The following is a 21,666-nucleotide window of genomic DNA, read 5'->3' as shown; positions in this document are numbered from 1 at the left end:
ACACTGTCGACTCCTCGTGCTGCTCGAACCGCCGAGGCGGTCGCTCCGGCACGGTCGGCTCCGGCCGGTGGTCCCCGGTCACCTGCGTCCCAGCCGGGCCCTGACCGCGGCCAGGGGCTCCCGGAGTTCCGGAACGCGGGCCACCACCAGACCGACCAGTGCGACGCCGCCGACGACCACGGTACCGAGGAGCACCTGCAGGAGCGAGCCTGTGGTGGAGCGTCCGAGCAGGTCGTCGGTCACGATCCGGACAAGACCGCCGACCAGACCGGCAGCCAGCGCCACGGCGGCGATCCGGGCGAGCGGGCCGAACGTCTCGCGGGTGCGCAGCCCGCCGAAGCGGCGGCGCAACGCGAGGTCGCCGATGACCCATCCGGCGACGTAGGTCAGGCTGGTGACGAGCATCAGGCCGGCCACCACGAGCTCCGGCTCGACGACCACGGGCACCATGACGAGCAGCGGCACCCGGACGGCGACCATGCCCACCTGGATGAGCGTGGGCGTGCGGGCATCCTTCATGGCGTAGAACACCCGCAGCTGCAGCAGGGTCACCGCCATCGGCAGCAGACCGAAGGCACCGACGGCCAGGGCGGCGCCGATCGCCTGCGCCTCGTCCACCGAGGTGTTGCCGCGGGCGAAGGCGAGCACGCCGAGCGGCGGACCGAGGACCGTCAGCACGGCGGTGACCGGCAGCAGGCCCAGCGCCGACAGGCGGGTGCCCAGCGAGAGGTCCTCGACCACGCCCGGCACGTCCCGCCGTGCCGCGGCCCGGCTCATCCGCGGCACCAGCGCGGTGAGCAGTGCGACGCCGATGATCCCGTAGGGCATCTGGAACAGCAGACTGGCGTACTGGAAGGCGGTGGAGCCCAGGCCGCCGTCGCGCTGCGCCGCGTTGGCGATCCGCAGCGCCACCACGACGCCGATCTGGCTCACGGCCACGTAGCCGATGACCCACAGGCCCAGCGCCCCGGCCTCGCGCAGGCCCGTGTCGCGCAGACCCCAGCGGGGGCGCAGTGGGATCCCGACCTTGCGCAGCAGCGGGACGAGGACCACCGCCTGGAGCGCGATGCCGAGCACGGTGCCGATGCCGAGCAGCCACACCAGCCCCGGGGCGATGGTGGCCGGCTCCAGCGCACCGGGACCGGCCGCCGCGAGGAAGGCCAGCCCCGTGGCGATCACCACGAGGTTGTTGAGCACCGGCGCCCACGCCGGCGGCCCGAAGACGCCGCGGGAGTTCAGGATCGCCTGGGCGAAGGCACCCAACCCGTAGAACACGATCTCCACGAGGAGCATCCGGGCCAGCCAGTTGGCCACCTCGTACTGCTCGCGGTTCTCGTCGAGGCCCAGGAGCGAGGTCAGCAGCGGTGCGGCGAGGATCGCCAGCGCGGTCATGACCAGCAGGCCGGTCATCGCCAGGGTGGCCAGCCGCTGCGCGTACGCCACGCCGTCGTCCCGGTCGCGTTCCTGCGCATGCACCAGCAGCGGGACGATGACCGAGGTCAGCACGCCGCCGAGCAGCAGCTCGTAGACGATGTTGGGCAGCGTGTTGACGGTGTTGTAGGCGTCGGCGAACAACCCCACGCCCAGGGCTGCGGCGAGCACCATCGTGCGCAGCAGCCCGGTGATCCGGGAGACCAGGGTGGCGACGGCCATCGTGCCGGCCGCGCGCAGGATGCCCCCGCTCGCGCCCGGTGCACCTTCGCGCCGCTCGACGTCGTCGTCGGTCTCCTGCCCGGTGCGCGGCACCGGCGGGAGCACCGGCATGGGGAAGACCTGGGTGTCGTCCGCGGCCGGCACCCAGCGGTGCCGCAGCGGCGGCAGGGGAGGCAGGGGGGCGGCCGCCGGCCGGGCCGGCCGGCCCGCCGCCGGGGGCACGGGAGGCAGCGGCGGCCGGGAACGCGACGGCGGGAGCCCGCTGTCGGCGGCGGCCTCGGCCGGACCCCCCTCGACGGTGGGGCGTGCGGCGAAGACCGCGTCGCTCGGTGGGGTCGCCAGGTAGGGGGCCGGCGGCACGGGGAACGGCGAGCCCCAGGTGCGCCGCCCCGTGGACGTGCTGGTCGGCGCCGGGGGTGGTGGCAGGGGGGCCGGCCGGGCGCGGTCGGCGGGCTCGTCGCCGGCCGGCGACGACGCGCCGTTCTCGCTGCTCCGGGGCTGGTCGCTCACACCGGGCTCCGGGTGGGCGGCACGGACAGCCCGGCCGACGCCGGTCCGGTCCCGCCGTCGGCGGCGGAGGTCCCCCGGCGACGGCGGAGGACGAAGTTCACGAGCCGGCGGAGGAAGAGCAGGCCGAGCAGGGACGCGGCGCCGATGGTGATGGACAACGAGATCGGGCCGTACGCCGTGCTCTTCACCTGTATCTCGACGGGGTTCCCCAGTGGGCTGCCCGACGGCGTGGTCACCTGGGCGGTCACCGCGAACCCGCCCGAGCGGCGCAGCTCGGTGGGTACCTGCAACGTCGTCCGCTGCTCCGGCGGCAGGGTCTGGACGCCGATGTCCCCGACGCTGAGCCCTCGGTTGCCCGGGGTGTCGACGCGGAGCCGGACCTGCACGGGGAAGGGCAGGGGGTTGTCCACCGTCAGCACGAGGGGCGCGTCGCTGGAGGCGAGGCTGTACGTGCCGTCCACGGGGGCGACGACGGTGACCCGCTCGCGCAGCTGGGCGAGCGCGGCGCGTGCGCCGGCGGCGGCCTCGGCGAACAGCTCCGGGTCCTCGCGCCACAGGACCGACGCGGCGCGGGCGATGCCGGCGTCGTAGGCCTGCAGCGCCTGGTCGGCGTCCCCGGCGATCGCCGCGGCGAGGTCCTCCCGCGCGGCGACGGCGGCGCCGAGCACCGCCATGCCGGCGCCGTCCAGGCCGGTCTGCTCGACGGGGAGGGCGAGCGATCCCGCGTCCGCGGCGGGCACCGCGTCCAGCGCCGCCACGCTGCCCGCCCGCAGCCACGGCAGGCCGACGGTGTCGGAGATCATGGCGCCGGCGCCCTCGAGCCCAGCCTCGAGGTTCCGCGGCGGGGCGACCAGCACCGTCTGCTCGCTGCCCGGTGGCGCCTGGAGGGTGAGGGCGGCCAGCTCGGCCAGGTAGCGCTGCTCGGCGATGCGCGGCCCACCGGCGGTCACCTCGGCCGCGCCCACCACGGTGCTCAAGGTGGGGTCGGCGACCAGCACGTCCAGCGGCTCCTCGCCGGTCGGGACCGCGGCCCGGGCCACGGCGTCGGACCCGTCCAGGCCCACGGCGGAGCCTCCCCCGGTCAGTGCACCACTGCCCAGGACGACCCGGTCGATGCCGCCGGCCCGCAGGGTGCCGAGCGTCTCCGGGGCGTAGGAACCGTCGGGGGCCCAGGCCAGGTCGGTGGCGGGCGCGACGTCCAGCACCTCGGCGAGGATCTCCGCCCCGGCGCCGGTGGTGGGCTGCTCCTGCGCGTCGGCCGGGGGTGTCCCGCCCTCGGCGGCCGGGTCCGCGGCGACCGGCGGCGGGCCGATCGGGTCCTGGGCGGTGCCCTCCGGGGAGCCCGGCAGGCTGCGGGTGACGACCGACGGCAGTCCGGCCGCCTGGAGGCTGTCGGCGTCGACGTCGCCGTAGGGCAGGGCCACGACCGGGCGGGAGGCCACCACCGCGCGCAGCCGGGCGAGGAACGCCTGGGCCTCCTCGGTGCCCGCTCCGGCGCCGGCCACCCCGTCGACGGCGTAGGGCCCATCGGCCATGAGGGCCAGCTCCTCCACCAGGGCCGGGTCGATCGCCAGGGTGATCGGCAACGGAGCGGCGGGTGCGGTACCCCCGTCGGGAAGACCGGCGGGCAGCCGCTCGACGACGGCGAGGACGCGGTCGAGCCGGCCCCCTTGGCTGATCTCCTCGGTGAGCTCGTCGTCGACGAAGTCGCCGGAGGCGTTCCGGTGGCTGCGCTCGGACAGCGGCCAGAGCCAGGCGACCGTCGTGCGCGAGGAGGGCAGGACCGGCTGCTGCACCAGGAAGGTGGCCAGCTCCCCCACCCGGCGCTCCTGGTCGCCGTCGATCGTGCCGTTCACGTTCAACAGCGCCGGGTAGACGCCGTCCTGCTCCAGCCGCAGCTCCGCGGAGTCGAGCGTGTAGCTGAACTCGGTGCTGTCGCCGGGGCCCAGCGCGCCCGGCAGCGGCGCGAACGCCGGCTGCACGGTCGTGGCCGGGTCAGGGTCGCTCACCGCCTCGGCCAGCGCCGGGCGGCTGGTGCGGACGATGCCGCGCTGCAGCCGCACGGCGAGGTCGGTGACCGGCTCGGTGCCGGTGTTGGTGAGCGTCCCGGTCACCGTGATGAGCGAGCCGGGGGTCACCGTGCGGGGCTCGAACCGGGCCACGTCGATGCGCACCGGGCGGTCGGCGTCGCTCGCGCCGGCGGGGGCCGCGGCACCCGGCGCCGCGACCGCCGGTGCGAGCCCGGCGCCGGGGAGCAGAGCCGGTCCGCCGAGGGCCAGGGCGGCGAGCAGCGGGACCAGTACGGCCGCACGCCGGGGGGCGCCGGGCCGTGCGGGCGGCTCGGCGGCGGGGCGGCCGCCGGCGCGGGCGGCAGCCGGCCGCGTCACGCGCTGTCGGCCAGGAGTCCGGGCGCGCGCTCGACGAGCGCCCTCTCGTCGGCGTAGGCCAGCCGCGTGCTCAGCTCCTCCAAGGGCACCCAGGCGACCTCGGTGACCTCGACGTCGGCGTCGGAGAGCGCGCCGCCCACGGCCCGCAGGAGGAAGTGGTGCACCGTCTTGTGCACGCGGCGGCCCTCGGCGACGAACCAGAAGTCGATGATCCCGAGCGGGGCGACCACCTCGCCGATGATCCCGGTCTCCTCGGCCACCTCGCGGACGGCGGTGTCCTCGGGGGTCTCACCGGCCTCGATGTGCCCCTTGGGCAGGGACCAGAGCAGCCTGCCCCGGCGGTCGGTGCGTCCGATCAGGGCGGCACGGGGCCCGGTCACGCCGTCGTCGGCCACCACCAGGCCCCCGGCGGAGGTCTCGTCGACCCGTCGCAGCCGGCGGCCCGGGCGCCCGCGCCCGCCCGTACCAGCCATGCCAGGAGGGTAGCGCGACTCGGTCGAGGGCTCCGGCAGCATCGCAGCGGGGACCGAGCTCGCTGCCGACGCCGGACCGGGGGCCGGCGCCGGGCGGAGGGAATGGGCGGTCGCACTACCCTGGCTCGTCGTGTCCGCCACCGCGCCGCGTCGTCCCGAGCCGGAACCCGTCCCGCCGGCCGTCCAGGAGACCGTCCGGAAGCTCGTGGACGTCTCCCCGGTGCTCACCGAGCTGGGCGAGCGATTCGCCAGGGCTGGCTTCGAGGCGCACCTGGTAGGCGGCTCGGTGCGCGACGCGTTGCTCGCGGCCGGTACGGGCGGCAGCGGCGTCCCCGGCGATCTCGACGTCACCACCGACGCCCGCCCGGAGCAGGTCCTCGAGCTGCTGCGCGGGTGGGCGCGTTCCACGTGGAACACCGGGATCGCCTTCGGCACCGTGGGCGCCGACGTCCGCGGGGTCCGCGTCGAGATCACCACCTTCCGGGCCGACCGGTACGACCGCACCTCCCGGAACCCGGAGGTGGCGTGGGGCGACTCGTTGACCGACGACCTCGCCCGGCGGGACTTCACGGTGAACGCGATGGCCGTCTCCCTCGGGCCCGACCGCACGGTCACCGATCCCTACGGCGGGCTGGGTGACCTGCTGGCCAAGCGGCTGCGCACACCGGGACCCGCCGTCGAGTCGTTCGCCGACGACCCGCTGCGCATGCTGCGCGCCGTCCGGTTCGTCGCCCAGCTGGAACTGGCGCCGGACGAGGAGGTCGTCGCCGCGATGACCTCGCTGGCCGGCGAGCTGGCCCGGATCACCCCTGAGCGGGTGCAGGCCGAGCTGTCCAAGACGCTGCTGCAGGACGCCCCGCGGGCGGCCCTGGAGCTGTTCGTCGCCACCGGCCTGGCCGACGTCGTGCTGCCGGAGCTCTCGGCCCTGCGCATGGAGATCGACGAGCACCACCAGCACAAGGACGTCTACACCCACTCGCTGACGGTCCTCGACCAGGCGATCGCGCTGGAGCGGGCCGACGACGCGCACGAGTCGCCCGACCTGGTGCTGCGGCTGGCTGCGCTGCTGCACGACATCGGCAAGCCGGCGACCCGGCGGCACGAGGACCGCGGCCGGGTCTCCTTCCACCACCACGAGGTGGTCGGCGCCAAGCTGGTGCGCAAGCGGCTGACCGCGTTGCGCTACCCCAAGGACGTCGTCGAGGCCGTCGCCCGGCTGACCTTCCTGCACCTGCGCTTCCACGGCTACGGCGACGGGCAGTGGACCGATTCGGCCGTCCGCCGGTACGTCACCGACGCCGGGGACCTGCTCGCCCGCCTGCACAAGCTGGTGCGGTCGGACTCCACCACCCGCAACAAGCGCCGGGCCGCGGCCCTCTCGGCCACCTACGACTCGCTCGAGCAGCGGATCGCCGAGCTCGAGGCGCAGGAGGACCTCGCGCGCGTCCGCCCCGACCTCGACGGCAACGCCATCATGGAGATCCTCGGCCTTGGGCCGGGGCCGGAGGTGGGCGCGGCCTGGCGGTTCCTCAAGGACCTGCGGCTCGAGCGGGGCCCGCTGGACCCCGACGAGGCCGAGGCCGCCCTGCGGGCGTGGTGGGCCGGCCGTCGGGCCTGACCGGCCACCGGGGGACGACGGGGTCACCCCTGGAGGGGTGGCCCGGGTGCAGGGAGGTCGCGGGGATGCCGAGATGACCAGCGTGCCCCCGCACCCCGACGACGCCCGCCTGCCGGCGTCGCCCACCGGCCGCACGCCGCAGTGGGTCCTCGACGAGCTGTCCGGCACCCCGGCGCGGCCGCCGGCCTTGGTCCGCCGTCGCCGTCGCCGTCGCCGTCGCCGGTGGACCGTGCCGCTGCTCGTCGCGGCCGTGGCCGGTGGTCTGGTGCTCGCCGACCCGCCGGCGTGGCCGTGGCCGGGCGACCCGCCGGCCGCCGCACCGGGCGCCCCCGTCCCGACCGCGCCGGCCCGGCCCACCGACCGGCCGCTGCCGGCGGGGGTGACGACGCCGCTGGGGCGTCCCCCGCTGCCCCCGCCGGAGGGCGGGTCGCACGGCTACGTCTCCCTTCAGGAGGACGGCGTCACCCCGGTGGCCTACGACCCCTGCCGGGAGGTCCGCTACGTCCTCCGCCCCGACGCGGCGCCGCCGGGCACCGAGCAGCTCGTGCACGACGCCGTCGCGCGGGTCGCCGAGGTCACCGGGCTGCGCTTCGTGTTCGACGGCTACTCCGACGAGCCGCTGACCGGCGACCGGGCCCCGTACCAGCCGGAGCGCTACGGCGACCGGTGGGCGCCGGTGCTGATCGGCTGGCAGACCGAGGCGGAGAACCCCGCGCTGGCCGCGGACGTCATCGGGGCGGCGGGCAGCACCGCGGTGTCGCTGGGCGACGGGCCGCGGGTCTACGTGACCGGCACCGTCAGCCTCGACGCCGGGCAGGCACCGCAGCTCCTCGGCGAGCGGGACGGGGCCGCGATCCTGCGCTCGGTGGTGCTGCACGAGCTGGGGCACCTGGTCGGCCTCTCCCACGTCGACGACGACCGGGAGCTGATGTTCCCCGAGACCCGTCGCGCGGTGACCGACTTCGCGAGCGGGGACCTGACCGGCCTCGCCGCGCTGGGTGGGGGGCCGTGCATCCCCGAGCTCTGAGGGCGGGGACGACTCAGCGCCGGGTCATGCGGCTGTGCAGCAGCGCCGTGGCCACGTACCCCGCGCCGACGACGGCGAGCAGCGGGGGCGACACCCCGGACGCGGGGAGGGCGAAGGCGCCTGCGACGAGGGCGGCGACGTACCCGACGTTGACGAGGGTGTCGTAGACGGAGAAGACCCGGCCGCGGTGGTCGTCGTCGATCGACTCCTGCAGCGTGGTGTCCACGCAGATCTTCACGCCCTGGCCCATCAGGCCCAGGACGAAGCCGGCCAGCACGGCGGCCGGCGGCTGCAGCAGGAGACCGAGGGCGACCTGGGCCAGGCCGCCGACGGTGAGCAGCAGCGCGACCCAGCGCTCCTTGCCGATCCGGCGGACGGCCGGGGGTGTCACCGCCGCGGCGGTGAGGGTCCCGACGGCGCCGGCGGCGACCACCTCGCCGAGGCCGACCAGCCCACCGGGGAACAGGCCGGTCTCCTCGGTGAACGTGTTTCGGTAGAGGAGCAGAAGCATCAGCGTCAGGAGCCCGTACCAGATCCGGTGCAGGCTGATGGCGGTGAGCGCGGCCGCCGCATGCCGGTCGCGCCAGGCGTGCTGCGCGCCCGAGGCCATGCCGGCGAGCACCTGGGTGACCGAGAGCCGGGCGGAGCGGGCCATGTGGTCGGGGCCCAGGTGCGCCCGGGGGAAGCCGGCGACGACCGCGGCGGCCCCGAGGTAGGGCAGCGCCGCCGAGAGCGCCAGGGAGGCGTAACCGGTGTCGTCGGACCCGGTGACCTGCAGCAGCGCCAGCGCGACGCCGCCCCCGGTCACCGTGGCGACGGCGCCCGACGTCGTCGACAGCGCGTTGGCCGACACCAGTGACGCCTCGTCGGTCGTGTGCGGCAGGCCGGCCGACAGCGCGGCCAGCACGAACCGGTTCACCGAGAAGACGGCGAGGCCGGCCGCGTAGAAGGCCGGCCCCTGCACACCGGCGAGGACCAGCGCCGCCACGACGGCGACCAGGCCGGCGCGCAGGACGTTCGCGCGCAGTAGGACCTGCCGGCGGCTCCAGCGGTCCAGCCAGACGCCGGCGAACGGTCCCACGAGGGAGTAGGGGAGCAGGAGCACGGCGAAACCGGCGGCGACGTCCACCGGGTCGGCGGCCCGCTGCGGGTTGAACAGCACGGTGCCGGCGAGCGCCGCCTGGAAGACGCCGTCGCCGAACTGCGACAGCAGCCGGGTGCCGAGCAGCCGCAGGAAGTCCCGTCGCGCCAGCAGGCTGCGCACGGTCGTCCCCGCCTCGGCCACGCGGTCACCCTAGGGCGCGCCTGGATCGCCCCTGCGTGACCGCCGCCCCGTCGCGCCGCGGCCGTCGCGGCCGAGCCGCGCCGGGCGCCCGACGGGAACGCGGATCACGGCCGGTGCACGTCCCGGGCGGTGCGCATCTGAGGCACACTGGGAAAGATGTCGCCGGCGCCTGCGTCACCCGAACCCGAATCCGGTCCGCCCACGCGGCCCGCGACAGGTCGCCGGCGTGCCGGTGCCGTTCCGCAGCTGTCGATCGGCAGCCTCGACGACGTCCGCGCGGGCGCCCTGCTGGTGGCCATGCCGGTCCTGACCGACCCGACCTTCGCCGGGACCGTCGTCTACGTCCTCGACCACTCCGACACCGGCACGCTCGGCGTGGTGCTGGGCAGGCCCAGCCAGGTCGAGATCCGCGACGTGCTGCCGGGCTGGAGCGAGCTCGCCGTCGCCCCCGGTGTCTTCCACGTCGGCGGGCCGTGCGAGACCGACACTGCCCTGTGCCTCGCCACGGCGCCGGCGGACGTCCCCGCGCCCGGCCTGCGTCCCGTGGCCGGTGACGTGCACCTGGTTGACCTCGACGCCGACCCCGAGGCGCTCGTCGGCCTGCTGAGCGGCCTGCGCGTCTTCGCCGGTTACGCGGGCTGGTCACCCGGCCAGCTCGCCGGTGAGCTCGCCGAGGGCGCCTGGGCCTGCGTCCCGAGCCGGCCGGGGGACGTGCTCGCCGACCTCTCGGGACCGGAGCTGTGGCGCCAGGTGATGGGCCGGCAGACCGGCCGGCTGGCGGTGCTGTCGTCGGCGACGACGGATCCGACCGTCAACTGATCCCGGCGCGCCGTGCGGCGCGATCGCCGGCGATCTGGTAGGAAGGACCCCGGGAAGGGGCGGTCTGGGGAAGAGACCGCCCCTTCCCGCTTTCCTGCGGCGGGTGAGGTTCCCCCGCCCTCAGACCCCGTACGCCTCGGCGATCTCCGGGTGGTCCTCGGCCGCCGCCGTCTCGTCCTCGGCGGGCAGCGCCAGCCTGCGGGTGCCGTGGTCGGCCAGGGTGACCGTCAGCTCGGCGCTTCCGTCGGGCAGCGGCGTCCGGAACTGCACCAGCGTCTCGTCGGAGTCGGCGACCGCGACCGTGCGCCCGTCCCGCAGCCGGTAGACCGTGGTCGGCTGCCCGTCGATCGCCTGCTCGCCGTGCCACCGGTACGGGCCGTCGAGGAACGCCCCGGGGTCGTCGGGGGCCTCCGCGGAGAGGTTCTGCAGCACCTGGACGACGACGTCGATCAGCTCGACCGCCCGTGAGTCCGTCGGCAGCGGCCGGCGGAGGTAGCTCGCCGCGGGGGCGCCGTCGGCCGTCAGGGCCTCCGGGAGACCGGGGGAGTCACCGGACCACAGGGCGTCGCGGTCGAAGAACAGGGTGCGGGTGTCGCGGTCCTCGCCGTCGACCACGGTCACCGCCTGGGCCTGCCCGACCGCGCGGCGGAAGTCGATCTCCCCGGTGAGGGTGAGGACCGCGTCGTCGGAGAAGGGCACGGTGACGACGAAGTCCGCACCGCCCTCCTCGTGGTTGCGGTGCAGCAGCTCGGCGAGCACGGCTGCGTCGTCCTCGGTGATCGGCTCTCCGGGCTGCCGCTCGGCGCCGGTGCAGCCGGCGAGCAGCAGCGCGGCGAGCCCGGCCGCGCCGGCCCGGGGGACGAGCTGGCGGCGGGCACGCATGGCCGAAGCGTAGTGAAAGGACCGCCCTGCCCCCGCCACTCGCAGGCTCGCGGCGGGTCCCTGCAGGGCAGCCACCCGAACCCCGGCAGGAACGCGCAGGGCCCGCATCCCCCGAGGAGATGCGGGCCCGGGCGAGGTGTGGGAGGCCCCCCTCAGCGCTCGACGTCTCCCCGGATGAAGGCCTCGACGAGGTCGCGGGCCTCGCTGTCGCGGTACTGCACCGGCGGGGACTTCATGAAGTAGGACGACGCCGACAGGATCGGGCCGCCGATGCCGCGGTCCTTGGCGATCTTCGCGGCGCGGACGGCGTCGATGATGATGCCGGCCGAGTTCGGGGAGTCCCAGACCTCGAGCTTGTACTCCAGGTTCAGCGGGACGTCGCCGAACGCGCGGCCCTCGAGGCGCACGTAGGCCCACTTGCGGTCCGACAGCCACGGCACGTGGTCCGACGGGCCGATGTGCACGTTGCCCTGGCCCATGTCGCGGTCGACCTGGCTGGTGACGGCCTGGGTCTTGGAGATCTTCTTGGACTCCAGGCGCTCGCGCTCGAGCATGTTCTTGAAGTCCATGTTGCCGCCGACGTTCAGCTGCATGGTGCGGTCGAGCTGCACGCCGCGGTCCTCGAACAGCTTGGCCAGCACCCGGTGCGTGATGGTGGCGCCGACCTGGCTCTTGATGTCGTCACCGACGATCGGCACCCCGGCGGCGGTGAACTTGTCCGCCCACTCCTGGGTGCCGGCGATGAAGACCGGCAGCGCGTTGACGAAACCCACACCGGCGTCCAGCGCCGCCTGGGCGTAGAACTCGGCGGCCTCCTGCGAGCCCACGGGCAGGTAGCAGACGAGGACGTCGGCGCCGGACTCGCGCAGCGCCGCGACGACGTCGACCGGCTGCTCGTCGGACTCCTCGATCGTCTCGCGGTAGTACTTGCCGAGGCCGTCGAGGGTGGTGCCGCGCTGCACCTGCACGCCGAGCGGCGGGACGTCGCAGATCGTGATCGTGTTGTTCTCGCTGGCCACGATGGCCTCGGAGAGATCCCGGCCGACCTTCTTGGCGTCGACGTCGAAGGCGGCGACGAACTCGATGTCGGAGACGTGGTACTCGCCGAACCGGACGTGCATGAGCCCCGGCACCGACGTCGCCTCGTCGGCGTCGCGGTAGTAGTGGACGCCCTGAACGAGCGAGGCGGCGCAGTTGCCGACGCCGACGATGGCGACCTTGACTGACCCCATGACTCTCCTTCTCCCTGGACCGTTCGGTCCCGTGTAGGTGAACCGCGAGCGGTCCGGTGCTGACTGCCGGCGGGACGGACATCCCGCCGGCCGGCTCACGTGGTCGGCGGTGGCTCCGCCTCGTGCTGGTCGGGCGGCGTGGTCCCGCCCGTCTCCCCCCGTAGTGGTCCTGGCTCCGTCGCCTCCCGGCGCGCTCCTCCTGGCTCCGTCGCCTCCCGGCGCTCGCTGTCGATGAGCTCGGAGAGCCAGCGGACCTCCCGGTCCACCGACTCCAAGCCATGGCGCTGCAGCTCGAGGGTGTAGCGGTCGAGCCGCTCGCGGGTCCGGCTCAACGAGGTCCGCAAGCCCTCCCGCTGCTGCTCCACGGTGCGCCGGCGGCCCTCGAGGATCCGCAGCCGGACGTCGTGGGCCGTGTGCCTGAAGAAGGCCAGGCGGACGCCGAAGAGCCCGCCGTCGTCGTAGGCCTCCGGGCCGGTCTGGCCGACCAGCTCGTGGAAGCGCTCCTTGCCTTCCGCGGTGATCGTGTAGACCACCTTCCCGCGCCGTCCGGTGAGCGGCGGCGCGTCGGCCGGCAGCAGCGCACGAGGATCGGGCTCGTCGGTGCCGATGAGCCCGGCCGCCTGCATGCGCCGCAGCGCGGGGTACAGCGAGCCGTAGGAGATGCTGCGCAGCCCACCGAGCACCTGGGCGAGCTGCTTGCGCAGCTCGTAGCCGTGCATCGGGGCCTGGTGCAGCAGACCGAGGATGGCGAACTCGAGCACGTCGCCCTCCTCGATCGGTCGTGTACGTCGATGTATCGGGACGATACATCGAGGCGGCGACGGCCCGCAGCCGCAGCCGGTGGGGCGGGTGAGCCGCCCGGGACCGGTCTGCGGCGAGGAACCGCACGTCGGACGGGCCGGTGCGTACATTGGCCGCCGTGCCCGGACGTCGATCCGTCGTGGACTACTCGCTGCAGCGGCGAGCTGTCCTGGCGGGAGTACATGCCGGTCGCACCGGGTTGTTCGAGGTGTGCGACGCGAGCCCGTACCTGTCCCGCGCCGCGAAGTACCACGGGCAGCCCACCGACGTGGCCTGCCCGGTGTGCCGCCGGGAGCGGCTCACGCTGGTGAACTACGTGTACGGCGAGCACCTCGGGCCGGTGGCCGGGCAGGCCAAGACCGAGGCTGAGCTCGCCCGTATGGACCTCGCCCAGGAGGAGTTCTCCGTCTACCGGGTGGAGGTCTGCCGCGGCTGCGGGTGGAACCACCTGGACTGCTCGTACGTCCTGGGAGCCGAGCCCGAGCCGGGGCGCCGGCCCCGCCGCGGCCGGCGTCGGGCAGCCACCGAGCAGTGACCGGCTGGACGACACCCGGCCCGCGTGACGCGCGGACCGGGGCCCGCAGCGACGCGGGCCCGCTCCGCTCCCACAGCTGAAGACGTTCCGTGTCCGGGCAGGTGCCCGGCGTCGATCATGAGAGTCCAGGAAGGGGTGTGCTCGTGCCCAGCCACGACGAGACCTCGCCCGTGGCACCGCGGGCCGGCTCGGTCCGCCGGCCGCCGGCCGCCCGTACCCGCAACACCGGAGGCGGTGGCGGCTCCGGCCGCCCGCCCGGCGGTGGCTCCGGCCGTCCGCCGGCCGGTGGCTCGGGCCGTCCCGCCGGCCGCAACGCGGCCGCCCGCGGTGGGACCGCGCCGTCCCGGGGCGGCACGAGCGCCTCGCGCGCCGGCTCAGGCCGTCCCCCGGCCCGGCCGGCGACCACGGGCAAGACCGGCACCAAGAAGCAGGGCCGCAAGCGTCGGCTGAAGATCGTCGCCGCCGTCATGGGCGGGACGCTCGCCCTCCTCCTCGTCTTCGTGGGCGTCGTCTACGCCAGCACCGAGGTGCCGAGCCCCGACTCGGTCTCGACCAAGCAGACGACGGTCCTCTACTACTCCGACGGCGTGACCGAGATGGCGCGGCTGGGCGACGAGAACCGGACCAACGTTCCGCTGTCCCAGGTCAGCGAGGCCGCGCAGCGCGCGGTGCTCGCGGCGGAGAACCGCAGCTTCTACACCGACCCGGGCATCTCGTTCACCGGCATCGTCCGGGCGGCCTGGAACAACCTGACCGGTGGCTCGACGCAGGGTGGGTCGACGATCACCCAGCAGTACGTCAAGAACGCGTTCCTGACCACCGACCAGACCTTCAGCCGCAAGTTCCAGGAGCTCTTCCTGGCGATCAAGCTGGACAACAACTTCTCGAAGGAGCAGATCCTCGAGAACTACCTGAACACCATCTACTACGGCCGCGGCGCCTACGGCATCGAGGCGGCGGCGAAGACCTACTTCGGCGTCCCGGCCGCCGAGCTGACCCCGCAGCAGGGCGCGGTGCTCGCCGTCCTGATCCGCAGCCCGTCCGGCAACGACCCCGAGACCAACCCCGAGGGGGCGCGGACCCGCTGGGGCCTGGTGCTCGACGCGATGGTCGAGGAGGGCTGGCTGACCGCGGCGGAGCGCGAGGCCTCGGTGTACCCGGAGGTGCTGCCCCGCGGCGACTCGCCGCTCGGCACGCCCGAGGGCCCCGAGGGCCACATCGTCACGCAGGTCCGCCGCGAGCTCGAGGCCAAGGGCTACGACGACCAGGAGATCAACGCCGGCGGTCTGCAGATCACCACGACGATCAGCAAGCCGGCGCAGGACGCCGCCACCGGCAGCGCGGCGGACGTGCTGGACGGTGAGCCGGAGAACCTGCGGTCGGCCCTGGTGTCCATCGACCCCCGCACCGGTGGGGTCATCGCCTACTACGGTGGTCAGAACGGCACCGGCACCGACTACGCGCAGGCCCAGCGGCAGCCCGGCTCCTCGGTGAAGCCCTACGTCCTGGCCACGGCGCTGGAGCAGGGCATCGGCATCCGCGCGCGGCGCGACGGCAGCTCGCCGCAGACCTTCCCCGATCGGGAGCAGGCGGTGACCAACTCCGGCGGCGTGAGCTGCGGCGCGTGCACGCTGACCGAGGCCATCACCCGCTCGCTCAACACCACGTTCTACGGCCTGGCGTACGAGGTCGGCCCGGAGAACGTGCGGGAGACCATCCTCGCGGCGACCGGCCTGCCCGACACCTGGCAGAGCGGCAACCTCGAAGGCAGCACGACGCTGGCGAACGCCAACGGCGGAACCGGCTCGTCCATCGGCATCGGCGAGTACGAGATGCGCCCCTTCGACCAGGCGCAGGGCTTCGCCACCCTCGCCGCGGGTGGCGTCTTCCGCGACGCCTACTTCGTCTCGAAGGTCACCGACAGCGCGGGCGCAGTGCTCCTCGAGCAGGCGGGTCAGCCCGGTGAGCAGGTGCTGCCGGCCGACGTCGTCAACGACGTCACCGTGGCGCTGAAGGACGTCGCGTCCTACTCGCGCCGCGCGCTGGACGGCGGCCGGGAGGTGGCCAGCAAGACCGGTACCCAGGGCCTCAACCGCCAGGACAACTCCGACGCCTGGATGGTCGGCTACACCCCGTCGGTCTCCACCGCGGTGTGGATGGGCACCGACGTCCGGGAGCCGATCAGGACCACCCGCGGTCAGATCGTCTACGGCGCAGGCCTGCCCGGCGCCATCTGGCAGGAGTACATGAACGCCGTCCTCGCAGGCGTGCCGGAGGAGGACCTGCCGGACAGGGCGCTGATCACCGGTGACTCCGGCGAGGGCGTCCCGGCGCCGACCACCGCGCCGCCGTCGCCGGTGAACACCCCGGCCGCGCCGTCCACCCGGAGCACCCCGGCACAGACGACGACGCCGTCGGTTCCGACGACGACGTCGCCCACCCCGAGCCCCCCGGCGCAGACGGCGGCGCCGGTACCGGCGCCGCCGGAGACCGAGGAGGACGGCGGGACCACCCCGGACGATGGCGGCGTCGGCGGCTCGCCGGGGCCTGTCGTCCCCCCGCCCGCTCGCTGACCGATCACGCACACTGCTCGCATGAGCAGCTCGCCCACGGGCCCGTCCGCCACCGCGGACGGGCCCGTGCTCGTTCCACGTGGAACGCCGGCGCCCTGGACGCCCGACCGGGTCGTCCCCTCCTGGACCGATCCGGTGGTCCGGCAGGCCAGCGAGGCCGTGGGCGGCCCGTGGGGGCGCTACGCCGTGACCGGCCGCGCGTGGTTCTGGACGCCGCTCCGGGTGTGCCTGCTGTTCGCCTCGCTCGTGCTCGCGGTGGCGTGGGTCAAGCAGGCACCGTGCTCCGACGGCAACTGGCCCGGACAGGTGCAGTACACGCACCTCTGCTACTCGGACGCCGTGCCGCTGTTCGGCCTGTACGGGCTCGACGTGGCCCTCCCCTACCTCGACGTCGCCGTCGAGTACCCCGTCCTCACCGGGGGCTTCATGGCGTTCGCCGCCGCCCTGTCCGGCGGCTACGACAGCGTGGCCGCCGCCTCGCACCTGCTGCCCTCGGTGCCGCCGGTGCAGAGCTACTACGTCGTCACCTGCCTGCTGCTCACCGGCTGCGCGCTGCTGGTGGTGCGGAGCACGCTGGCGCTCGCCGGCCGCCGACCCTGGGACGCGGCCCTCATCGGGCTGTCCCCGCTGTTGCTCGTGCACGCCTTCACCAACTGGGACCTGTTCGCAGCCGCGCTCACCGCCCTGGGGATGTGGGCCTGGGCGCGGCGCCGCCCGGTGCTGGCCGGCGTCCTGCTGGGGCTGGGGGTCGCCGCGAAGCTCTACCCGCTGTTCGTGCTGGCGGCGTTGTTCCTGCTGTGCCTGCGCGCCGGGCAGCTGCGGGTCTGGCTGCGCACCGCGCTGGCCGCGGCCGCCGCCTGGGCCGCGGTGAACGTGCCCGTCGCCCTGGCCGAGCCGGGGAACTGGTGGTACTTCTTCGCCTTCAACAGCACCCGGCCGGTGGATCCCGACTCGCTGTGGAACCTGGCCCTGCACGTGTTCGGCGGCGGGGTGCTCGGCGGCGGGGCGGCCGGGGGCGGGTCGCCGGCGCTGCTCAACGTCGCCGTCGCGGTGTCGCTGCTGGTCGGCGTGGGCGTGGTCGCCTGGCTCACGCTGAACGCACCGGTCCGGCCGCGGGTGGCCCAGATCGCCTTCCTGCTCGTCGCGATCTTCCTGCTCACCAACAAGGTGTGGAGCCCGCAGTACTCCCTGTGGCTGCTCCCCCTGGCCGTGCTGGCCCGGCCACGATGGCGCTCCCTGCTCGCCTGGCAGGCCACCGAGGCGCTGCTGTGGGTGCCCCGGATGCTCTGGTACCTGGGCACGGAGAACAACGGCATCGACGTCGAGTGGTTCTTCCTCGCCGTCGTCGTCCGGGACGTCGCCGTCGTCGTCCTCATGGCGCTGGTCGTGCGGGACGTGCTCGACCCCGACCGGGACGTCGTCCGCACCAGCTGGCCGGGGGTCGACGACCCGGCCGGGGGAGTGCTCGACGGCGCCGTGACCGCGCGGTCCGTCCGGCGGTGGCACGGTGGTCCTCCGGAGCGCACCGCGGCCAGGTGTCGTCCCGGGCTGCGCTGAACGCACCCTCCGGGCCCACCCGGCGTGACCGAGCAGGCGTCGCCCCCTGGTCCGGTCAGCCGGTCAGGGCGGCTCTGATGACCGCGATCTCCTCGGCGTGACCGGCCGCATCGCCGGGGGTCTCCAGCACGATCGGGCAGCCGGCGTACCGGGCGACGTCGATCAGCACGTCGGCAGGGATCTCCCCGGCGCCCAGCGGGGCGTGCCGGTCCCGGCTCGATCCGGCGGGGTCCCGGCTGTTGTTCAGGTGGACCAGGTCGATCCGGCCGGTGACTGCACGCACCGCGTCGACGACGGTGCTGAGGTCCCAGCCGGCGGCCCAGGCGTGGCAGGTGTCGAGCACGAACCCGGCGCCGAACTCCCCGACGGCGTCCCACAGCCGGCCGAGGGCGTCGAAGTCGCGGGCCATGGCGTTCCCGCCGCCCGCCGTGTTCTCGATCAGCACCGGGACGGGGAACCCACCCTGCTCGGCCTGGCGGGCGAAGGTCTTGCGCCAGTTGTCCACGCCCACCGCCGGGTCGTCCTCGGCCAGGACGTGGCCGCCGTGCACCACGAGGCCACGGGCGCCGACATCGGCCGCGGCCTGCGCGTGCTTGCCGAGCAGCGTGCGGCTGGGGATCCGAATGCGGTTGTTGGTCGTCGCCACGTTGAGCACGTACGGCGCGTGCACGAACACGGCGACGCCGGAGGCCTGCAGCTGCGCGGCGTCCGGACGGGGGCGGGGCGCCTTCCAGCCCTGCGGATCGGCGAGGAACACCTGGACGCCGTCGGCATCGATCTCGGCCGCGCGGGCCAGCGGCCCGCCCCAGTCCAGCTCGCCGTCGTCGGTCAGGCCGGCGCCCACGTGTACGCCGATCGGGTGGTCTGCCATGCCGGATCTCCGATTCTGGTCGAGTTCCTCGTCTCCCCGTATCGCCTGCGTCACATGATCGTTGGGTTCGTGACGAGGGTTACCCGCCGGTAGCGGTGTGACGTCGACGTGGAGGTAGCAGAACATGGCAACGGGTCGCATCCGTCGCACTGCCCGCCGGGGCGCAGCCGTGGCCGTGCTGAGCTGGCTGGGCGTGGCGGTGGCAGCCGTGACGGCGGCGCCCGTGGCCACTGCCGCGCCGACGGCGACCGTGCCGATCCGGGACCTGACCCAGCTGGTCGTCTCGGTCGACCAGGGGGGGTCGGTCACCTTCGTCAACGAGCTCCAGGACAGGACGGTCGAGGTCGGCGGCGCCCTGCTGCCGGCGCTGGTCGACGTCACGGCCAGGACCCAGGTCACCCTCACGATGCCGTCGGGGCGGAAGGCGCTGGCCCCCGGCGCCGCGGTCACCGAGACGTTCGACCGCAGCTGCGTCGCCGGTTGCTGGTTGACCTTCACGTACACGTACGAGAGCGGCGCGGCGCTCACCCGGCCGCTCCTGGACGCGGCGGCCGCGCTCCTGCCCCCGCTCCCCCGGCCGCAGCCGCTGGTCGTCAACACGCTCCTCCCGCTGCCCGACCTCGAGGGCGCGAACCTGCCGCCGCTCCCGCCCCCGGCGCTGCCCGAGGCGCCGCAGGTCACCCCGCAGCCGCCCACCGCCCCGGGCGGACCGGTGCCCCCACCGACCGGTCAGGCCCCGAGCCCCGAGGTCGCGCCGGCTTCCTCGCCGCAGGACGTCCCGGGCCGCCAGTACACCTACGACACCGCGGCCGGGGGTGCCGCGCAGCTCGCCCCGGGCACCCGCTCGGCCGCCGCGGCCTTCGACCCGTCCCGCTCCGTCGTCCCCGGCTCGCCTTCCGGCAGCACGGACCGCACCGGCAGCACGGACCGCACCGGCAGCACGGACCGCACCGGTGCCGGTGGCGTCACGGGCTCCTACGACCGCGCCTCGGTCCCGGTGTTCGGCCAGCTCGCCGGTCTGGGCTCCTCCGGGCCGGACGGGGAGGCGGCCGACCAGGTCGCCACCGTGTCGGGGGCCGACCCGGTCACCCTGCCGACGGCCGCGCTCGCCGCCGTCGTCGCGCTGGCCGCCGTCACCGCGGCGCTCGTCCGCACCGCACAGGCAGCGCGCGAGACCCGCTGATCGCCAGGCGTCACCGCGACGGCCGTCGTCGTCCCCCACGGCCGCGCCTGATGGCCGGATCCACAGCGCTGGTAACCTGAAGCCGCGCGTTCCGGCTCCAGCCGGGGCGCGCGACGCGTGTACGACCCTCCTGCTGCAGATTCCCTGCAGCCGCTGAGACCAGAGGAGGTGGGGTTCTCCGTGCGTCATTACGAACTGATGGTCATTCTCGACCCCGATCTGGAGGAGCGCACGATCGCGCCCTCGCTCGACCGGTTCCTGACCGTCATCACCAACTCCGGTGGCAACGTCGGCAAGGTCGACATCTGGGGCCGCCGTCGCATGGCCTACGAGATCAACAAGCAGGCCGAGGGCATCTACGCGGTCATCGACATCGATGCCGAGCCCGCAGCGGTCTCCGAGCTCGACCGGCAGCTGAACCTGAACGAGTCGGTCCTGCGCACGAAGCTGATGCGGCCCGAGGTCCACTGACCATGGCCGGCGAAACCGTCATCACCGTCATCGGCAACCTGACCGCCGATCCGGAGCTGCGCTTCACGCCGTCGGGCGCTGCCGTCGCCAACTTCACCGTGGCCTCGACGCCCCGGACCTTCGACCGCCAGTCGCAGGAGTGGAAGGACGGCGAGGCGCTCTTCCTCCGCTGCAACGTCTGGCGTCAGGCCGCGGAGAACGTGGCCGAGTCGCTGACCCGCGGATCGCGCGTCATCGTCAGCGGCCGCCTCAAGCAGCGCTCGTTCGAGACGAAGGAAGGCGAGAAGCGCACCGTCGTCGAGCTCGAGGTCGATGAGATCGGCCCGTCGCTGCGCTACGCCACGGCCAAGGTCACCCGCGCCTCGCGCGGTGAGGGCGGCGGCGGTGGCGGCGGCTTCGGCGGTGGCGGCGGCTTCGGTGGTGGCGGCGGCGGGGCGAGCGACCCGTGGTCGACGCCTGCCGGGCCGTCCGACGAACCGCCGTTCTGAGCAAGGACCCCGTCCCCCTCACCACTCGCGAGCTCGCGGTGGACCTCTGGACGGGGCCACACAAACCGTTCGATTCTGGAGAACCAGGTGCCCAAGCCCCCTGTTCGCAAGCCCAAGAAGAAGGTCTGCCAGTTCTGCAAGGACAAGGCGACCTACGTCGACTACAAGGACACGACCCTGCTGCGGAAGTTCATCTCCGACCGCGGCAAGATCCGTGCCCGCCGCGTCAGCGGCAACTGCAGCCAGCACCAGCGTGACGTCGCCACGGCCGTGAAGAACAGCCGTGAGATGGCGCTGCTGCCCTACACCTCGACGGCGCGCTGATCATGAGCACGATGAAGCTGATCCTCACGCAGGAGGTCACCGGTCTCGGGTCCTCCGGCGACACCGTCGAGGTCAAGGGCGGCTACGGCCGCAACTACCTCCTGCCCCGCGGGCTGGCCATCGTGGCCACCCGGGGTGCCGAGAAGCAGGTCGAGTCCCTGCGCCGGGCGCGTGCCGCCCGCGAGGTGGCCTCCCACGAGGAGGCGCAGGCCCTGGCCGGCCGTATCAACGGCCTGACCGTCCAGGTGCCGGCGCGCGCCGGTGACGGTGGTCGCCTGTTCGGCCGGGTCACCACCGCCGACGTCGCCGCCGCGGTCACCGCGGCCGGCGGCCCGGCGCTCGACCGTCGCCGGATCGAGCTGCCCAGCAGCATCAAGACCACGGGTCAGCACACCGTCACCGTGCGGGTGCACCCCGAGGTCACCTCTCAGCTGACGATCGACGTCGTCGCCGAGTAGGGAACGGGCCCTCCCCCGCGGAGGGTCGCTGCACTGCCCACGAGGGGCGCCGGACTTCCCGTCCGGCGCCCCTCGTGGCGTTCCCGGCCCTCCAGGCGTCCCAGGAGCGTCGCGGCCACCCGGGAGGTTTCCGCCGGCCCGACGGAACGGCAGCAGAGCTCCCAGAGCGCACAGGAGGCCGGGCGACGCCCTCCCCCGGGCCGCGGGGATCCCCCGTGCACCGCTGTGACTCGTGGTGCGACGGCCGGAAGTTTCTCGAGAAGTTTCTTCCGTCCACACCCGGTGGGCGGCAAGCGTGCAGGTCGCACGGGGTGATCGCCCGGAGGGGCGCCCGCCGTCCCCCGCCTCCTCCACATGTCGACACGCCTCCGTCCACCGACTTGTCCACAAGTTGTGCAGATCCACGTGCACAACGGTGGTGGACTCTCCCGCCGCGGCTTCCTAACGTCCTCTCCGGCCACCACGGGGACGGCGAACTGTCGGTCCCCTCCGGTAGGCATTGATCGAACCGACGTTCGG

General features: G+C 74.3%; 19 protein-coding genes. 11 read left to right on the top strand and 8 right to left on the bottom strand.

Annotated elements, in window-relative coordinates; all coding sequences use genetic code 11:
• Positions 1 to 78 precede the first annotated feature (78 nt).
• From murJ to ABC795_RS17810, 3 genes are read right to left on the bottom strand one after another with little or no spacing between them, the layout of a single operon-like run.
• Positions 79 to 2,163 (bottom strand): murein biosynthesis integral membrane protein MurJ, encoded by a 2,085-nt coding sequence (gene murJ, locus ABC795_RS17820; RefSeq protein WP_347058692.1) that lies wholly within the window; start codon positions 2,161 to 2,163, stop codon positions 79 to 81.
• On the bottom strand, positions 2,160 to 4,550 hold the full coding sequence (locus ABC795_RS17815) for a DUF6049 family protein (RefSeq protein ID WP_347058691.1): 2,391 nt from the start codon (positions 4,548 to 4,550) through the stop codon (positions 2,160 to 2,162). Before ABC795_RS17815 ends, murJ begins: the two co-directional genes overlap by 4 nt.
• Positions 4,547 to 5,023, bottom strand: coding sequence for an NUDIX hydrolase (locus ABC795_RS17810; RefSeq protein WP_091930860.1), 477 nt, complete (start codon positions 5,021 to 5,023; stop codon positions 4,547 to 4,549). Before ABC795_RS17810 ends, ABC795_RS17815 begins: the two co-directional genes overlap by 4 nt.
• Positions 5,024 to 5,153: 130 nt before the next feature.
• Here ABC795_RS17810 and ABC795_RS17805 point away from each other — a divergent pair, with 130 nt between their 5' ends.
• A complete protein-coding gene (locus ABC795_RS17805) occupies positions 5,154 to 6,641 on the top strand; it encodes a CCA tRNA nucleotidyltransferase (RefSeq protein ID WP_347058690.1) in 1,488 nt (495 codons plus the stop codon).
• 73 nt (positions 6,642 to 6,714) lie between these two features.
• Positions 6,715 to 7,668, top strand: coding sequence for a matrixin family metalloprotease (locus tag ABC795_RS17800; protein ID WP_347058689.1), 954 nt, complete (start codon positions 6,715 to 6,717; stop codon positions 7,666 to 7,668).
• A 13-nt stretch (positions 7,669 to 7,681) separates the two neighbouring features.
• On the opposite strand, the gene ABC795_RS17795 is transcribed toward ABC795_RS17800, so the two are convergent.
• Positions 7,682 to 8,953, bottom strand: a complete 1,272-nt coding sequence (locus tag ABC795_RS17795) for an MFS transporter (RefSeq protein WP_347058688.1) — start codon at positions 8,951 to 8,953, stop codon at positions 7,682 to 7,684.
• 156 nt (positions 8,954 to 9,109) lie between these two features.
• On the opposite strand from ABC795_RS17795, the gene ABC795_RS17790 reads away from it, so the two are divergent.
• On the top strand, positions 9,110 to 9,772 hold the full coding sequence (locus ABC795_RS17790; RefSeq protein WP_347058687.1) for a YqgE/AlgH family protein: 663 nt from the start codon (positions 9,110 to 9,112) through the stop codon (positions 9,770 to 9,772).
• Between the two features lie 120 nt (positions 9,773 to 9,892).
• Here ABC795_RS17790 and ABC795_RS17785 read toward each other — a convergent pair whose 3' ends face one another.
• The 3 genes from ABC795_RS17785 to ABC795_RS17775 form a co-directional block, all read right to left on the bottom strand.
• A complete protein-coding gene (locus ABC795_RS17785; protein ID WP_347058686.1) occupies positions 9,893 to 10,654 on the bottom strand; it encodes a hypothetical protein in 762 nt (253 codons plus the stop codon).
• A gap of 152 nt (positions 10,655 to 10,806) precedes the next feature.
• Positions 10,807 to 11,886 carry an inositol-3-phosphate synthase gene (locus tag ABC795_RS17780; protein WP_347058685.1) on the bottom strand — a complete coding sequence of 360 codons (1,080 nt, stop codon included), beginning with the start codon at positions 11,884 to 11,886 and terminating at the stop codon, positions 10,807 to 10,809.
• A 95-nt stretch (positions 11,887 to 11,981) separates the two neighbouring features.
• Complete coding sequence (locus ABC795_RS17775) at positions 11,982 to 12,647, bottom strand: PadR family transcriptional regulator (RefSeq protein WP_347058684.1); 666 nt, start codon at positions 12,645 to 12,647, stop codon at positions 11,982 to 11,984.
• 158 nt (positions 12,648 to 12,805) lie between these two features.
• On the opposite strand from ABC795_RS17775, the gene ABC795_RS17770 reads away from it, so the two are divergent.
• The 3 genes from ABC795_RS17770 (at position 12,806) to ABC795_RS17760 (ending at position 17,352) form a co-directional block, all read left to right on the top strand.
• The gene (locus ABC795_RS17770; protein WP_347058683.1) at positions 12,806 to 13,222 is read left to right on the top strand and encodes a DUF5318 family protein; all 417 of its coding nucleotides are present in this window, start codon (positions 12,806 to 12,808) and stop codon (positions 13,220 to 13,222) included.
• Between the two features lie 143 nt (positions 13,223 to 13,365).
• On the top strand, positions 13,366 to 15,795 hold the full coding sequence (locus tag ABC795_RS17765; RefSeq protein ID WP_347058682.1) for a transglycosylase domain-containing protein: 2,430 nt from the start codon (positions 13,366 to 13,368) through the stop codon (positions 15,793 to 15,795).
• A gap of 21 nt (positions 15,796 to 15,816) precedes the next feature.
• Positions 15,817 to 17,352 carry a glycosyltransferase 87 family protein gene (locus tag ABC795_RS17760; protein ID WP_347058681.1) on the top strand — a complete coding sequence of 512 codons (1,536 nt, stop codon included), beginning with the start codon at positions 15,817 to 15,819 and terminating at the stop codon, positions 17,350 to 17,352.
• 55 nt (positions 17,353 to 17,407) lie between these two features.
• Here the strand turns inward: ABC795_RS17760 and ABC795_RS17755 are convergent, their stop codons facing one another.
• Positions 17,408 to 18,223 (bottom strand): deoxyribonuclease IV, encoded by an 816-nt coding sequence (locus ABC795_RS17755; RefSeq protein WP_347058680.1) that lies wholly within the window; start codon positions 18,221 to 18,223, stop codon positions 17,408 to 17,410.
• A gap of 169 nt (positions 18,224 to 18,392) precedes the next feature.
• On the opposite strand from ABC795_RS17755, the gene ABC795_RS17750 reads away from it, so the two are divergent.
• The 5 genes from ABC795_RS17750 to rplI all read left to right on the top strand — a co-directional run bounded on the left by ABC795_RS17750 (position 18,393) and on the right by rplI (position 21,147).
• Positions 18,393 to 19,406 carry a hypothetical protein gene (locus ABC795_RS17750; protein ID WP_347058679.1) on the top strand — a complete coding sequence of 338 codons (1,014 nt, stop codon included), beginning with the start codon at positions 18,393 to 18,395 and terminating at the stop codon, positions 19,404 to 19,406.
• A 180-nt stretch (positions 19,407 to 19,586) separates the two neighbouring features.
• On the top strand, positions 19,587 to 19,877 hold the full coding sequence (gene rpsF / locus ABC795_RS17745) for a 30S ribosomal protein S6 (RefSeq protein ID WP_347058678.1): 291 nt from the start codon (positions 19,587 to 19,589) through the stop codon (positions 19,875 to 19,877).
• Between the two features lie 2 nt (positions 19,878 to 19,879).
• Positions 19,880 to 20,365, top strand: coding sequence for a single-stranded DNA-binding protein (locus ABC795_RS17740; RefSeq protein WP_347058677.1), 486 nt, complete (start codon positions 19,880 to 19,882; stop codon positions 20,363 to 20,365).
• 87 nt (positions 20,366 to 20,452) lie between these two features.
• Positions 20,453 to 20,689 carry a 30S ribosomal protein S18 gene (rpsR, locus tag ABC795_RS17735; protein WP_014378671.1) on the top strand — a complete coding sequence of 79 codons (237 nt, stop codon included), beginning with the start codon at positions 20,453 to 20,455 and terminating at the stop codon, positions 20,687 to 20,689.
• Positions 20,690 to 20,700: 11 nt separating this feature from the next.
• A complete protein-coding gene (gene rplI / locus ABC795_RS17730; RefSeq protein ID WP_347058676.1) occupies positions 20,701 to 21,147 on the top strand; it encodes a 50S ribosomal protein L9 in 447 nt (148 codons plus the stop codon).
• Positions 21,148 to 21,666: the final 519 nt, after the last annotated feature.

It is taken from the genome of Blastococcus sp. HT6-30 (assembly GCF_039729015.1).
Classification (GTDB): domain Bacteria; phylum Actinomycetota; class Actinomycetes; order Mycobacteriales; family Geodermatophilaceae; genus Blastococcus.
This window is presented reverse-complemented; position numbering and strand designations above follow the sequence as displayed.

Coding starts and splice junctions, on each gene's coding strand:
- ABC795_RS17810 (WP_091930860.1), bottom strand. CDS start 5,023: ATGGCTGGTACGGGCGGGCGCGGGCGCCCGGGCCGCCGGCTGCGACGG.
- ABC795_RS17800 (WP_347058689.1), top strand. CDS start 6,715: ATGACCAGCGTGCCCCCGCACCCCGACGACGCCCGCCTGCCGGCGTCG.
- ABC795_RS17790 (WP_347058687.1), top strand. CDS start 9,110: ATGTCGCCGGCGCCTGCGTCACCCGAACCCGAATCCGGTCCGCCCACG.
- ABC795_RS17785 (WP_347058686.1), bottom strand. CDS start 10,654: ATGCGTGCCCGCCGCCAGCTCGTCCCCCGGGCCGGCGCGGCCGGGCTC.
- ABC795_RS17780 (WP_347058685.1), bottom strand. CDS start 11,886: ATGGGGTCAGTCAAGGTCGCCATCGTCGGCGTCGGCAACTGCGCCGCC.
- ABC795_RS17760 (WP_347058681.1), top strand. CDS start 15,817: ATGAGCAGCTCGCCCACGGGCCCGTCCGCCACCGCGGACGGGCCCGTG.
- ABC795_RS17755 (WP_347058680.1), bottom strand. CDS start 18,223: ATGGCAGACCACCCGATCGGCGTACACGTGGGCGCCGGCCTGACCGAC.
- ABC795_RS17740 (WP_347058677.1), top strand. CDS start 19,880: ATGGCCGGCGAAACCGTCATCACCGTCATCGGCAACCTGACCGCCGAT.
- rplI (WP_347058676.1), top strand. CDS start 20,701: ATGAAGCTGATCCTCACGCAGGAGGTCACCGGTCTCGGGTCCTCCGGC.